At 57.3% G+C, this 11,905-nt stretch carries 14 protein-coding genes, 1 tRNA gene and 1 riboswitch; of the genes, 11 read left to right on the forward strand and 4 right to left on the reverse strand.

Translation table 11 applies throughout. The features are described from left to right. The first annotated feature begins 4 nt into the window (after nucleotides 1–4). Both lapB and pyrF read left to right on the forward strand, forming a co-directional pair. Nucleotides 5–1,171: a lipopolysaccharide assembly protein LapB gene (gene lapB / locus I6L34_RS19905; protein WP_005346478.1), complete on the forward strand. Its 1,167-nt coding sequence runs from the start codon at nucleotides 5–7 to the stop codon at nucleotides 1,169–1,171. Between the two features lie 18 nt (nucleotides 1,172–1,189). After that, nucleotides 1,190–1,891 carry an orotidine-5'-phosphate decarboxylase gene (gene pyrF, locus I6L34_RS19910; RefSeq protein ID WP_058057425.1) on the forward strand — a complete coding sequence of 234 codons (702 nt, stop codon included), beginning with the start codon at nucleotides 1,190–1,192 and terminating at the stop codon, nucleotides 1,889–1,891. Here pyrF and rrtA read toward each other — a convergent pair. Then, on the reverse strand, nucleotides 1,866–2,459 hold the full coding sequence (rrtA, locus tag I6L34_RS19915; protein ID WP_162838995.1) for a rhombosortase: 594 nt from the start codon (nucleotides 2,457–2,459) through the stop codon (nucleotides 1,866–1,868). The genes pyrF and rrtA overlap by 26 nt on opposite strands. Here rrtA and I6L34_RS19920 point away from each other — a divergent pair. The 5 genes from I6L34_RS19920 (at nucleotide 2,458) to I6L34_RS19940 (ending at nucleotide 5,346) form a co-directional block, all read left to right on the forward strand. Further along, nucleotides 2,458–3,081 (forward strand): tRNA-uridine aminocarboxypropyltransferase, encoded by a 624-nt coding sequence (locus tag I6L34_RS19920; RefSeq protein WP_058057426.1) that lies wholly within the window; start codon nucleotides 2,458–2,460, stop codon nucleotides 3,079–3,081. The genes rrtA and I6L34_RS19920 overlap by 2 nt on opposite strands. Before the next feature lie 20 nt (nucleotides 3,082–3,101). Further along, a complete protein-coding gene (gene queC / locus I6L34_RS19925) occupies nucleotides 3,102–3,809 on the forward strand; it encodes a 7-cyano-7-deazaguanine synthase QueC (protein ID WP_075115900.1) in 708 nt (235 codons plus the stop codon). Nucleotides 3,810–3,870: 61 nt separating this feature from the next. After that, nucleotides 3,871–4,542: a 7-carboxy-7-deazaguanine synthase QueE gene (gene queE / locus I6L34_RS19930; RefSeq protein WP_216955215.1), complete on the forward strand. Its 672-nt coding sequence runs from the start codon at nucleotides 3,871–3,873 to the stop codon at nucleotides 4,540–4,542. Nucleotide 4,543: 1 nt separating this feature from the next. Further along, the gene (locus I6L34_RS19935; RefSeq protein WP_005337126.1) at nucleotides 4,544–4,774 is read left to right on the forward strand and encodes a DUF3820 family protein; all 231 of its coding nucleotides are present in this window, start codon (nucleotides 4,544–4,546) and stop codon (nucleotides 4,772–4,774) included. Continuing rightward, complete coding sequence (locus I6L34_RS19940; RefSeq protein WP_058058407.1) at nucleotides 4,771–5,346, forward strand: cob(I)yrinic acid a,c-diamide adenosyltransferase; 576 nt, start codon at nucleotides 4,771–4,773, stop codon at nucleotides 5,344–5,346. Before I6L34_RS19935 ends, I6L34_RS19940 begins: the two co-directional genes overlap by 4 nt. Before the next feature lie 69 nt (nucleotides 5,347–5,415). Here I6L34_RS19940 and I6L34_RS19945 read toward each other — a convergent pair whose 3' ends face one another. Beyond that, on the reverse strand, nucleotides 5,416–5,820 hold the full coding sequence (locus I6L34_RS19945; RefSeq protein ID WP_005337123.1) for an H-NS family nucleoid-associated regulatory protein: 405 nt from the start codon (nucleotides 5,818–5,820) through the stop codon (nucleotides 5,416–5,418). Between the two features lie 302 nt (nucleotides 5,821–6,122). Next, nucleotides 6,123–6,294, forward strand: a riboswitch (Lysine riboswitch). Between the two features lie 88 nt (nucleotides 6,295–6,382). Between I6L34_RS19945 and I6L34_RS19950 the strand changes: the two genes are divergently transcribed. Together I6L34_RS19950 and I6L34_RS19955 are read left to right on the forward strand one after the other, a co-directional pair. Continuing rightward, the gene (locus tag I6L34_RS19950; RefSeq protein ID WP_005351177.1) at nucleotides 6,383–7,963 is read left to right on the forward strand and encodes a Na+/H+ antiporter NhaC family protein; all 1,581 of its coding nucleotides are present in this window, start codon (nucleotides 6,383–6,385) and stop codon (nucleotides 7,961–7,963) included. Nucleotides 7,964–8,054: 91 nt separating this feature from the next. Next, nucleotides 8,055–8,636, forward strand: coding sequence for a thymidine kinase (locus I6L34_RS19955; protein ID WP_005351181.1), 582 nt, complete (start codon nucleotides 8,055–8,057; stop codon nucleotides 8,634–8,636). 80 nt (nucleotides 8,637–8,716) lie between these two features. Here the strand turns inward: I6L34_RS19955 and I6L34_RS19960 are convergent, their stop codons facing one another. Further along, nucleotides 8,717–10,054: a flavohemoglobin expression-modulating QEGLA motif protein gene (locus tag I6L34_RS19960; protein ID WP_005337120.1), complete on the reverse strand. Its 1,338-nt coding sequence runs from the start codon at nucleotides 10,052–10,054 to the stop codon at nucleotides 8,717–8,719. 158 nt (nucleotides 10,055–10,212) lie between these two features. On the opposite strand from I6L34_RS19960, the gene I6L34_RS19965 reads away from it, so the two are divergent. Both I6L34_RS19965 and I6L34_RS19970 read left to right on the forward strand, forming a co-directional pair. Continuing rightward, nucleotides 10,213–10,668, forward strand: a complete 456-nt coding sequence (locus I6L34_RS19965) for a YbjN domain-containing protein (RefSeq protein WP_005337119.1) — start codon at nucleotides 10,213–10,215, stop codon at nucleotides 10,666–10,668. A 134-nt stretch (nucleotides 10,669–10,802) separates the two neighbouring features. Next, a tRNA-Ser gene (locus I6L34_RS19970) sits at nucleotides 10,803–10,890 on the forward strand. 306 nt (nucleotides 10,891–11,196) lie between these two features. On the opposite strand, the gene I6L34_RS19975 is transcribed toward I6L34_RS19970, so the two are convergent. Further along, nucleotides 11,197–11,904 carry a virulence factor gene (locus I6L34_RS19975; RefSeq protein WP_216955216.1) on the reverse strand — a complete coding sequence of 236 codons (708 nt, stop codon included), beginning with the start codon at nucleotides 11,902–11,904 and terminating at the stop codon, nucleotides 11,197–11,199. Nucleotide 11,905 lies beyond the last annotated feature (1 nt).

Here is an 11,905-nt window from a genome sequence, read left to right on the forward strand (position 1 = left end):
CTCAATGCTTGAACTGCTTTTCCTGCTGTTACCCATCGCCGCCGGTTATGGCTGGTACATGGGTCGCAGGAGTGTTCGCCAGGACACCCAGAAACAGAGTAACCAGTTTTCCCGCCAGTATGTGGCGGGCCTCAACTATTTGCTGTCCGATGAATCCGACAAGGCGGTGGATCTCTTTATCCAACTGCTTGAGGTGGACAGTGAAACCATCGAAACACACCTCTCCCTCGGCAACCTGTTTCGCCAGCGTGGGGAGGTCGATCGTGCCATCAAGATCCACCAGAACCTGGTAACCCGCCAACTGACCCGGGAGCAGCGACAGCTGGCCCTGCAGGAGCTTGCGCGCGACTTTTTGGCTGCTGGTCTGCTGGACCGAGCGGAAGCGCTCTGGAATGAGCTGTGTGATGACAGCGACTATGAAGAGACGGCGCTGGCACAGCTGTTGATCATCCATCAGCAGTTGCGGGACTGGGATAAGGCCATCGATGTGGCGGTTCGTCTGCAAAAATTCCAGGGCAAGAAGCTGGCCGACCCCATCTCCCATTTCTATTGTGAACAAGCCGAGATCGCGCTGCGTGAGGGCAATAAAGGGGAGGGGCTGGCCAAGCTCAAACGGGCGCTCAGTATCAATCCGGCATGTGCCCGGGCCAGTTTGCGCCTCGCTGAGCTCGCCATGGCAGAGGGGGAGTATGAGCAGGCCAGCAAGGAGCTGCTGCGGGTGTTCGAGCAGGATATCGACTTTGCCTCCGAGGCAATGCCCAAATTGCTCGAGTGCTATCAGCAGTTGGGGCGCACGCCTGCGTTGATCCCGCTGCTTGAGAAGGCAGTGGAAGATCACGCCGGTGTCAGCGTGACCCTGGCCCTTGCCAAGCTGGTTGAAGAGCGTGATGGCCTGAGCCAGGCCCGTTCGCTGGTGCTGCGTCAGCTGCGTCGTCATCCGTCGATGAAAGGTTTTTACCAGCTGGTGGGTTTTCAGCTGGCCAGTGCGGAGGAGGGGCCTGCCAAGGAGAGCCTCGAACTGCTGCAACAGCTGGTCGGCGAGCAGATCAAAATCAAGTCAACCCACAAGTGTCGGCAGTGCGGCTTTGCCACTCACTCGTTGTTCTGGCAGTGCCCGTCTTGTCGCCAGTGGGGTTCCATCAAGCCGATCCGCGGTCTGGACGGTGAATAACAAGCAATAGGATGTGAGATGCAAGATCCCAAAGTACTGGTAGCGCTGGATTATCAGCACGAGGCAGATGCCTTAGCGTTCGTTGAACGTATCTCTCCGGCCCAGTGCCGTCTCAAGGTAGGCAAGGAGATGTTTACCCTGTTTGGCCCGCAGTTTGTACGCCAGCTGGTGGCCAAGGGATTCGATGTCTTTCTGGATCTGAAATTTCACGATATTCCCAATACCGTTGCCAAAGCCGTGGCAGCCAGTGCCGAGCTCGGTGTCTGGATGGTCAACGTGCATGCCAGTGGTGGTGAGCGGATGATGCGTGCCGCCAAAGAGGCGCTGCTGCCTTATGGCGACAAGGCGCCATTGTTGATCGGGGTGACCGTACTGACCAGCATGGAGCAGTCCGACATGATCCCTCTTGGTCTGGATGTAAGCCCCGCCGAGCAGGTGATCCGGCTGGCTACCTTGACCAAAACATCCGGTCTGGATGGGGTGGTCTGCTCTGCCAACGAGGCCCATGAGCTTAAAGCCTTGCTGGGCGAAGATTTCAAGCTGGTGACCCCGGGTATTCGCCCGACCGGTTCAGCGGCCGGGGATCAGCGCCGGGTGATGACACCGAAAGCGGCGGTCGAGGCGGGGTCCGATTATCTGGTTATCGGTCGCCCCATTACGCAGGCTGCCGATCCGGCCGCCATGCTGGCCAGCATCAATGCCGAGCTGGTTGGTGCGTAACAGGCTCACTCAGTGATACGCGGTGCAGGCCGAGCAACAGGCCTGCACCGGCCCCGATAAGATGAGAGCCGATGTGTACCCTGGCATTGATCAGGGTGGAGATCGGACTCTCTCCTGCGTTGTAGAAGTCCATCACCAGCTTGAGCCCCATCCCCGCTAGCAGCAGCCAGCCCGATGTGCGGCGTCCGTGACGAATATCCTGCATTGCCCCCCAGACAAACAGGCCATGCAGCGAGCCGGATAGCCCCATGTACCATTGGGTCTGCGGGCACCACCACCAGATCCCCAAGCCCACTGCCAGCCAGAGCAGCAACATCAGCAGCGGCAGGCGAGCCCCACCCAGATAGTCGCGAAACAGGCTATAGAGGATGGCGAGGCCGCCCAGATTGAGCAGCAGGTGCCACAGATTGGTATGAGCCAGATTGCCTGTTATGATCCGCCACCCTTCGCCCCCGGCGATCAAGGGCCGATCGAAGGAGAGCTGAAGATTGGGAACGGTAAAGAAGAGTAGCAAGCTGGTGAGAGAGAGCGTGATAACCCAGAGCAATCCAGATTTGTCTGACAACATGAAACAGTCCAACGACAAGAACAGTCGATACTGTACACGTTGCACCCGAGCCCTCAAAGCCTGCCTGTGCGATTATATTGTGCCGGTTGACAATCACACGCCCCTCTACATCTTGCAGCACCCCAACGAGGTGGCACATCCCAAGGGGACCGCGGCACTGCTGGCGGCCTCTTTGCAACAGTGCGAGATCCATGTGGGGGAGGACTTTTCCCGCGATGAGTGGCTCAATGGGTTGCTTGCAGATCCTTCCCGTCGCTGCTATCTACTCTGGCCAGATGAGGATGCCATTTCGCTGACCGATCTTCGCCAACAGTGGGAGAGTGAATCCTCTAGCTCCGCATCCGTCGCCTTTATCTTGCTTGACGGCACCTGGCGCAAAGCCTATCGCATGTTGCAGAGCAACCCGGCACTGGCCCGCTTGCCCTGCATCGGCATTGGTGCCATTGCCGGTCAATATGCCATTCGAAAGAAACCCTTTCCCGATGCCCTCTCTACCATAGAGGCGGGCTATCACCTCTTGTCCCGGTGGGAGGGGAGGCCGGAGCGCTATGCGCCCTTGCTGACCCTGTTCAATCGGTTGAATACCCAGTGGCAGGACTTTGTCGAAGGCCGCCGCGGGTGACAATTCAAGGAGTTATCAAGATGAAAAAAGCAGTTGTGGTTTTCAGCGGTGGTCAGGACAGCACTACTTGTCTGGTGCAGGCATTGGCTCAGTATGATGAAGTGCACGCCATCACCTTCGACTATGGTCAGCGCCATCGGGAAGAGATCGACATCGCGCGCCGTCTGGGCAGTGCACTGGGGATCGCCGCCCATAAGGTGATGGATGTAACGCTGCTCAATGAGCTGGCGGTCTCTGCCCTGACCCGTGACGACATTCCTGTCAGCTGCGAGCTGCAGGATAACGGGCTGCCCAACACCTTCGTACCGGGCCGCAATATCCTGTTCCTGACCCTGGCCTCCATCTATGCCTATCAGGTGGGCGCCGAAGCGGTGATCACTGGTGTGTGCGAGACCGACTTCTCCGGCTATCCCGATTGCCGTGACGAGTTCGTCAAGGCCCTCAATCAGGCGGTGTCGCTGGGGCTGGATCGCGGCATCCGTTTTGAAACTCCCCTGATGTGGCTCGACAAGGCCGAGACCTGGGCACTGGCGGATCACTATGGTCACCTTGACACGGTGCGCCAGCAGACCCTGACCTGCTACAACGGCATTGCCGGTGACGGTTGCGGCACGTGTCCTGCGTGTGAACTGCGCAGTCGCGGCCTGAACAACTATCTGGCCGACAAGGCGGGCATCATGGCCAGACTGTTTGAGAAAACCGGGCTGGGTGAGAAAAGCGCAGAGTGAGCCTGCGTCTTGCCGTGGCTTGGGGTATAATCCGCGACTTTTGCAACAAGCCGTGATCGAGATGCACTACCCAATCAACGAGATTTTCCAGACCATCCAGGGGGAGGGCATCTTTACCGGCCTGCCCGCCATCTTTGTTCGCCTGCAGGGTTGCCCGGTGGGCTGCCCCTGGTGCGATACCCGTCATACCTGGGTTGTTGATCCGGCTCGTGAAGTGGGCAAGGCGGCGGTGCTGGATCGCTCCAACGAATCCGATTGTTGGAGCCAACTCAGCACCGCGCAGATTATCAAGAGCTTTACCGACCAGGGTTATCAGGCGCGCCATGTGGTGATCACCGGTGGCGAGCCCTGCCTCTACGATCTGCACGAACTCTCGTCAGCCCTGCTGGCGGCGGGTTATCAGGTGCAGATTGAAACCAGTGGCACCAGCGAGATCAAGACCCATGAGCAGACCTGGGTGACCGTCTCCCCCAAAATTGGCATGAAAGGGGGGCTGCCTGTGCTGGTCTCGGCGCTGGAGCGGGCCAACGAGATCAAGCATCCGGTGGCCACCGAGCACCATATTGAAGAGCTGGATACGCTGCTCGCTACTGCTACCCTGCGCCCTGATGTGGTCATTGCCTTGCAGCCGATCAGCCAGAAGCCAAGGGCCACCCAATTGGCGATGGATACCTGTATCGCGCGTAACTGGCGACTCTCAATCCAGACTCATAAATATCTGGATATCGATTAATATGGATTGGCTATCCGACGAACAGGTGCTGCTGACCCTGACCAACAAGATGCCTTACGGTAAATATCAGGGGCGGCGTATCATCGATATTCCCGAGCCCTATCTGGTGTGGATGGCGCGCAGCGGTTTTCCGGCGGGTAAATTGGGCCAGACGCTGGCGTTGGCTTACGAAATCAAACTCAATGGACTCGAATCCATGATTATTCCCATTATTAACAGGATGTCGGTATGAGAATATATACGAGGCAGGGCGACAAGGGCATGACCCGGCTGGCCGATGGTATCCCATTGCCCAAGGATCATTTGCGGGTCGAGACCTACGGTTATATCGATGAGCTCAACTCCCATATTGGCTTGCTGATTTGTGACGTGCCGTCGCAAGAGGTCGGCTTATTGGCTGATTTACAGCTGTTACAACAGGAGTTGTTTGATCTGGGGGGCGAGTTGGCATTCTCCAGCGACGCCCAGAATGAATCAATTTGGCAGGTTAATGCCGCTTGGACAACTCGCCTTGAACAGCAGATAGATCGTTATAGTGAGCCATTGCCACCGCTGCGCGAATTTATATTACCCGGTGGTTCCCGTGCCGCGGCGCAAGCGCATGTGGTGCGTACTCTGGTGCGTCATTGCGAGCGCTTGCTGCTGACATTGAGCCGGGAAGAGCGGGTCAATCCCGAGGTGCTGCCCTATCTGAACCGGATGAGTGACTGGTTCTTTACCGTTGCCCGCTATCTCATCTGCGTGGCAGGGGATCGTGAAGTGCTGTGGGTCAAGGCAGCAGATCGCCCGCAATCGACTATCTGATATGTCACATTTAAGCGGCAATAAAAAACCTCGCCTTGGCGAGGTTTTTTATTAGCAACGAGATTGAGATCAGATAGCAAAGTCTTCCAGTGATTTGCCTGCTGCCACTGCGCTGGCAATAGCCGAAGGCATACGGCCCTGGCCGGTCCAGGTTTTCTCTACGCCATTATCCTGATAGCGATATTTGGCAGGACGTGGCGCCCGCTTGGCTTTTTCTGATTTGCCGGGGTTGGTAGCGACAGCGCTTACCAATTCTGCCGGGTCAATACCGGCGGCTTTCAGCATTTCGCTATATTCGTTAATTTTCCGCAGATGCTCTTCACGGGCCTGACGCTCGGCAGCTTCATCCTGCTGACGCTCAGCAACGATCGCAGAGAGTTTTTCCAGTGCCTCTTCCAGTTGTTCCAGAGAAAGCTCGCGGCAGGTCGCACGCAGACTGCGGATATTAAGCAGTACCTTTAAAAATTCATTCATAGGAGTTACCACGTCGAGTCAGAGAAAAATATTATGTTCCAGCTGATTCTTGCTTGGTGATTTAAATAAGTCAAGCCGGGTTAAATAGAATATCCGAGGGGAACATCAATACAGATATTTAATATGGCCTGCAATAGGCTTGGAGATTGGATGCCAATGAAACCGCAGTAGGTGAAAATAGCGTCAAAGCTGGCGTTGTTGCATCATTTGACTACCATTTTCCGACCTTGATTTGTTTATTATGATTATTTAATCAAAAAACTTGCTATAAGCTGCCATCTCGATAAAATGTGCGGCGAATACCTTTAAGTAGAGGCGCGCTGCCTATGAGTATTTGTGCGGAGGGTGATGCCTGTGATGCACAAGGAAAGGAGTCAGCGCCGAAGTGGCCAGGCCATCATACCGGGCTGCTGGTTCTGCATCTAATAGGTGCAGGACTGCCATAGTCATCCACTATGGAGCGCTACCTGAAGGGGCTGAGGAGTATAACCTCCCCATAGGTTTTGTTTCTTTAGATCCTCTCGGTAGATCTCCACCTGTAATCTTTAGGTGCAAAGAGATCATGGACATTAGTCATTTCGCCGACTCCGGTTGGTCCGTTCTTCCCCCCCTGTTGGCTGTCGCGCTGGCGATCATGACCCGCCGCGTGCTGCTGTCCCTTGGTGTGGGCATCGTCACCGGCAGTTTGCTGCTCAATCAGTTTTCACCCCTCGAATCCCTGCATTACATGTTGAATACCGTGCTCAAGATCTTCTGGGTCGATGGCGCGCTCAATCGTGACAATGTCAACATGATCCTGTTTATGCTGCTGCTGGGTGGCCTCATCAGCCTGATGAGCGTCTCCGGGGCGACCCGTGCCTTTGCCGAGTGGGCCGAGCGTCGAGCCAAGACCCGCAAGGGCGCCAAAGCCCTGACTGGCATGATGGTGTTTGCCTTCTTTATCGATGACTTCTTCCACAGCCTGTCGGTGGGGGCCATCTGCCGTCCGGTGACCGACCGCTTCCAGATCTCCCGTGCCAAATTGGCCTATCTGCTGGACTCCACCGCGGCGCCGGTCTGCGTGCTGATGCCCATCTCCTCCTGGGGGGCTTATATCATCGCCCTGGTTGGCGGCATCATGGCGGCCCACGGTCTGACCGAGCAGAGCCCCATCGCTGCGTTTGTCGAGATGATCCCGATGAACCTCTACGCCGTCTTCACCCTGATCATGGTGTTGGTGGTGATCGCCTGTCAGCTGGATATCGGCCCGATGCGTCAACACGAAGCGTGGGCGCTGGAAGGCAAGCTGTGGGATGAGTCCAAGGGCCGCCCCATCGGTCTGGATATGGAGAGCCCGGAAGAGAGCAACGGCGGCATGATCGACATGGTACTGCCGATCCTGACCCTGACCGCCGCCACCATCTATTTCATGATTGATTCCGGTGCTGCGGTGCTGAGCGAGAAAGGGCTGCCCTTCAGCGTGCTTGGCTCGTTCGAAAACACCAACGTCGGCTCTTCGCTGGTTTACGGTGCCCTGTGCAGTCTGGTGGTCTCCATCGGTCTGGCTATGCGCCTGAAGCTGGGTGCCAAGAACTGGATCAAGGCCGCGCCGCAAGGCGTCATGGCCATGCTGCCAGCCATCAACATCCTGCTGTTTGCCTGGACCATAGGTGCCGTGGTGCGCGACGTGGAGACCGGCAAGTACCTGGCTTCGCTGGCTAACGGCAACCTGCCGATCGAAGTGCTGCCTGCGGTGGTCTTTATCCTCTCCTGTGCCATGGCGTTTGCCACCGGTACCAGCTGGGGTACCTTCGGTATCATGCTGCCGCTGGCCGGTGACATGGCTGCCGCCAGCGACATCAGCCTGATGTTGCCGATGCTGGCCGCGGTACTGGCTGGCTCGGTGTTCGGGGATCACAGCTCGCCCATCTCCAGCACCAGCATCCTCTCTGCTACCGGTGCCGGTTGCCATCACATCGATCACGTGATGACCCAGCTGCCCTATGCACTGGCCATCGCCTTCGGCGCGGCCATCGGTTACCTGGCGATGGGCTTGATGCACTCCAGCCTGGCCGGTTTCAGTGTCAGTGCCCTCTGGTTCGTGCTCTTTACCGGCTATCACCTGAAAAAGGCCAAAGCGCGGCCAGTGTTGGCCACCGCGTAACATTTATAGAGCAAGGGGCCCGCGGGCCCCTTGGTTTTGTCAGGGGCTTTGGTTAGCATGCGCCCCATAAATTCAGTTTCGGAACAGTATCATGGCTTCACTGCACTACAAATTTGCCACCATGAATTCAGGCAAATCCACCCAGCTCATTCAGGCGCACTTCAACTATCTGGAGCGGGGCATGCATCCTCTGGCGATGACGCCAGCCATCGATGACCGTTTCGGGGTCGGGGTGATCAGTGCCCGGGTTGGCCTTGAACTGAAGGTGGACGTGTTCAGCGACAGCTGCGATCTGTTTGAAATGGTGAAAGCGCGCCATGCGAAGAAACATATCGATGTCTTTATCGTGGACGAGGCCCAGTTCCTGACCCGTGAGCAGGTCTACCAGTTGGCCCGCATCGTCGATGAGCAGGATATTCCGGTGATGGCCTATGGCCTCAAGACCGATTTTCGCGGCGAGCTGTTCCCGGGCTCCTACCATCTGCTCTGTCTGGCCGACAAGTTTGAAGAGCTGAAGAGCATCTGCTGGTGTGGCAACAAGGCTCACATGAACTCCCGGGTCAATGAAGCGGGGCAGGTGATGCGTGATGGCGAACAGGTGGAGATCGGTGGCAACGATCGCTATGTGTCACTCTGTCGCAAACACTATCTCGAAGGTCGGGCTTACAAGTAATTCGGCTGCGATATTTGAATCGTCGAGCAGGGCGCCAATCTGGCGCCCTTTTTATTTTCCCCAACTTCTATCGCTGTGGTTCAGTCGATCTCGATATCCACCGGCGCAATGATGGGGTCGGCCACCGGCAGGCGTTGAAACAGCTGGCGAAAATGGTGCTGTACCCGACCGATATCCACTAGCGACATGCCGGAGGCAAAACCGAACCAGACATAGAGGCCGGTGAGATCGCGAAACATCGGCGGCAAATAGCGGGGTGCGGCAATCAGCCCCTCCAGATAGTGCTGATAGAGCACCGGAATGTCATCCAGTGTCACCTTGCCGACAAACAGCATCGGCAGGATTTCGGGCACCCCTTCCAGTACGGCGCTGCGGATGAAGTTGACCGTCTCCACATAGCCACGCACGTAAGAGAGATCCTTGGTAAAGCAGGCTCCGCCGCCCACCATGCCGCCACGAAAGACCCGCTGGGTGATCTTGTAGGCGTCGTGCTCGCTGGTGCCCTGCTGCACGAAATGCTGAAACACCTCGATAAAATCGGCGCCGCGCTCGGCCATGTCGATGGCCATCACCCGATCGGAGATGCGCTTGGCCCGATCCGGAAAGGAGCTGAAGGTGAGGGTCTCTATCAGGACAGCCAGCCCCTCCTGACAGGCGGTGATCCGCGGTGAACCGGCGCTCAGCCAGGTGGCATAGGGCTGCTGGCGACCGTTGAGGGTGGTGCCGACATGGACCCACCCCTCGTGTACCTCCAGCACCTGCAAGTCCAGCTCGGAGAAACGGGCGTGGGAGTTGAGCTTGATGTAGTCGCCACCGGCAGCGGCATCGGAGACAATCCCATCGCTCAGCTTCACCTGCACAGTGCCGTCACTGAAGTAGCTCGACAGCTTGCCCTGCAGTTTGGCGACCGCGGCCTCTCCTTCGAACTCCTTGGGGTAGGGGCGCACCAGATGGCGCGCGCCGGGCAGGGAGAAGATATCGCACAGGCGGGCGCCCAGCTCCTTGAGAGTCTTGCGATCCCCGCGCAGGTGATCGCTGGCAGAGCCATAAAGCAGCTGGCTGTAACGCTGAAAATCGGGTTGGCCCCGCTGGCGCAGCATCTCGATCACCACCATGTACTGATCGACCGTCTCTTGCAGGATCCGGCCAAGATCGTCCTGTGGCCCCAGTTTTCTGCGGATCCGGTCCCGCAGCTCTTTGAGCTCCAGATACTTGTTGCGCGGATCGAAGCCGAGGGGGAGGGCATCATAGAAGTGCCTGTCGATAGCGGGCAGCTCCCTGCCACCGCTTGCCAGAAAGCGATCCTGCAGATGGCGTGGCCATTTGATGGCATCCAGAATGCGGATGGGTTTTTGCAGGGTGAGCAGCTCATCCGAGAGTGATTTCAGATGAAGGCGATACTTTTCTTGGATAGTCATGGGGCCCCCTGTGGGGCAAGCGTCATCGTGGATTTGGCTGAGTATATGCATAGCGCTTGCCAAAAAGAAGCGAGCCGCAGGGTTATCGGGTTGGCGTGCTTTTTGTTGATAGCAAATTGGTTTAGACTGCGCCCCTTGATCCCAATCTTGTCGTGGAAATGATGAATATCCCCAGCTCCGAAATGATAATGCGTTGGTTGCAACAGGCTCGTATCGAGCACTATGTCTGCGACCAGTGTCACGGTATCCACATTGTCTCTTTGCAGTCGGTCGATGGTATTCAGGAGAGCCGGATCTTCGTGGAAGAGGAAGGCCTGCTGTTCTCCTCCGAGCTGGAAGTGCGCCCCTCCGCAATGCTGCCGCTGGTTGCCGAACTGGGCCGACTCAATATGCAGTACCCCTCCCTCAAGGTGTTCCTCGATATCATCGATGACAACCTGCCGCGGCTGGTGGTCGGCCACACCGTCTTTACCAAGGCCGGACTCAGCGTCGAGCAGTTCCTGCTGTTCGTGCAAAGCACCATCGCTGCCACCCACGAACTGGTTGCCGAATGCGAACGTTCCGGCTTCCTCAACCTGCCGGAAATCCAGGTCGCACCGGAATCTGTGCATTAAGTGTTCGAACGGTTCGCCAGGTGAAAAAAGCCGTTGACGCGGGCGGGGCTTTCCCCTAAATTACGCCCCGTTCCAGCGCAACAGCGCAGCGAACACCGTGTTGGCTGAACACGTTAAACCACAGACCAAAATTTGGTGAGGTGTCCGAGTGGCTGAAGGAGCACGCCTGGAAAGTGTGTATACGGCAACGTATCGAGGGTTCGAATCCCTCCCTCACCGCCAAATTGCAAAGCCCTGATGGAAACATCAGGGCTTTCGTTTTATGGCGCAATCCCCAGCGTGGTTGCTGGCATAGGAATGCGAATCTTCGTTCTTGATGGCGCATCAGGCTGAACCGCTTGGGCAATCGCAGTGAAATGCCTCGGTGACTTTGACGCCACGGCCAAGCCATTGGTCGATCCTTTTAAAGTTTCCACCCGATTCAGTACAAGGGCCTCTCGCAAGAGAGGCCCTTTTCATTGTTCGCTGATTTGCCCTGCTCGGCACTTGAAAGGCATTCCGTGATGATACCGGTTAATGCTCCACAGACTACGGATCCGGGGACAGGTTCAGATGCGTGGTGATGGCCTGATAGAGCTGGGGGTAGTTATCGTCAAAATGGTGTCCTCCCGACAGGGTGACGGTGGTGACGTTGGGCTGGTTGAGACGGGGGCAGAGGCGGTCGTCGTCATCGTCATCAGCACCTTGCAGGCAGAGCATCGGTAGATCGCGGATGGTCTTCACCTGCGGTTCGGTCGGGTAGCTACGTGTCTTGTGGGTCAGCATATCGCTGACGTGGATCTCGAAATCCGAGCTGGTGGAGGGGGAGAGCATCACGGCCCCGACCAGCCCCTGACGATAGTGCTCCGGCAACCGGTTGATGACGAAGGGGACAATCTCGGCACCAAACGAGAAGCCGACCAGCAGCCAGCGGGGGCGCTGCCAGCGAGTCTGGTAATCATCGAGGATCCGCTCCAGATCGGCGGTCACCTGCTCCGGGTTTTTTTTCTTCCAGTAGTAGGTCAGGGAGCTCCAGCCCACGACCGGCATGCCGTGCAGCTGAAACTGGGCGCTCAACCCCTTGTCGAGGGCTGCCCAGCCACCATCGCCGCTGAGAAAGATCACCATGGGGGCATCGGATGGCTGCTTGACCGGCAGCTCAGTCAGGCTCAGGTCATCCTTGACCGGGGCGGCGTGCGCCGCAAAAGATGAAACGGGCAGTACGAGACTGAGTAACAGCAATATCAGGGCTCTCATT

Origin of the sequence: Aeromonas sp. FDAARGOS 1404 (genome assembly GCF_019047085.1) — a bacterium.
In the GTDB taxonomy this organism is placed as follows: domain Bacteria; phylum Pseudomonadota; class Gammaproteobacteria; order Enterobacterales; family Aeromonadaceae; genus Aeromonas; species Aeromonas veronii.

What these genes read in the sequence shown, in the direction of transcription:
- lapB (WP_005346478.1), top strand. Translation starts at nt 5, where the DNA reads ATGCTTGAACTGCTTTTCCTGCTGTTACCCATCGCCGCCGGTTATGGC.
- pyrF (WP_058057425.1), top strand. Translation starts at nt 1,190, where the DNA reads ATGCAAGATCCCAAAGTACTGGTAGCGCTGGATTATCAGCACGAGGCA.
- I6L34_RS19920 (WP_058057426.1), top strand. Translation starts at nt 2,458, where the DNA reads ATGAAACAGTCCAACGACAAGAACAGTCGATACTGTACACGTTGCACC.
- rrtA (WP_162838995.1), bottom strand. Translation starts at nt 2,459, where the DNA reads ATGTTGTCAGACAAATCTGGATTGCTCTGGGTTATCACGCTCTCTCTC.
- queC (WP_075115900.1), top strand. Translation starts at nt 3,102, where the DNA reads ATGAAAAAAGCAGTTGTGGTTTTCAGCGGTGGTCAGGACAGCACTACT.
- queE (WP_216955215.1), top strand. Translation starts at nt 3,871, where the DNA reads ATGCACTACCCAATCAACGAGATTTTCCAGACCATCCAGGGGGAGGGC.
- I6L34_RS19935 (WP_005337126.1), top strand. Translation starts at nt 4,544, where the DNA reads ATGGATTGGCTATCCGACGAACAGGTGCTGCTGACCCTGACCAACAAG.
- I6L34_RS19940 (WP_058058407.1), top strand. Translation starts at nt 4,771, where the DNA reads ATGAGAATATATACGAGGCAGGGCGACAAGGGCATGACCCGGCTGGCC.
- I6L34_RS19945 (WP_005337123.1), bottom strand. Translation starts at nt 5,820, where the DNA reads ATGAATGAATTTTTAAAGGTACTGCTTAATATCCGCAGTCTGCGTGCG.
- I6L34_RS19950 (WP_005351177.1), top strand. Translation starts at nt 6,383, where the DNA reads ATGGACATTAGTCATTTCGCCGACTCCGGTTGGTCCGTTCTTCCCCCC.
- I6L34_RS19955 (WP_005351181.1), top strand. Translation starts at nt 8,055, where the DNA reads ATGGCTTCACTGCACTACAAATTTGCCACCATGAATTCAGGCAAATCC.
- I6L34_RS19960 (WP_005337120.1), bottom strand. Translation starts at nt 10,054, where the DNA reads ATGACTATCCAAGAAAAGTATCGCCTTCATCTGAAATCACTCTCGGAT.
- I6L34_RS19965 (WP_005337119.1), top strand. Translation starts at nt 10,213, where the DNA reads ATGATGAATATCCCCAGCTCCGAAATGATAATGCGTTGGTTGCAACAG.
- I6L34_RS19975 (WP_216955216.1), bottom strand. Translation starts at nt 11,904, where the DNA reads ATGAGAGCCCTGATATTGCTGTTACTCAGTCTCGTACTGCCCGTTTCA.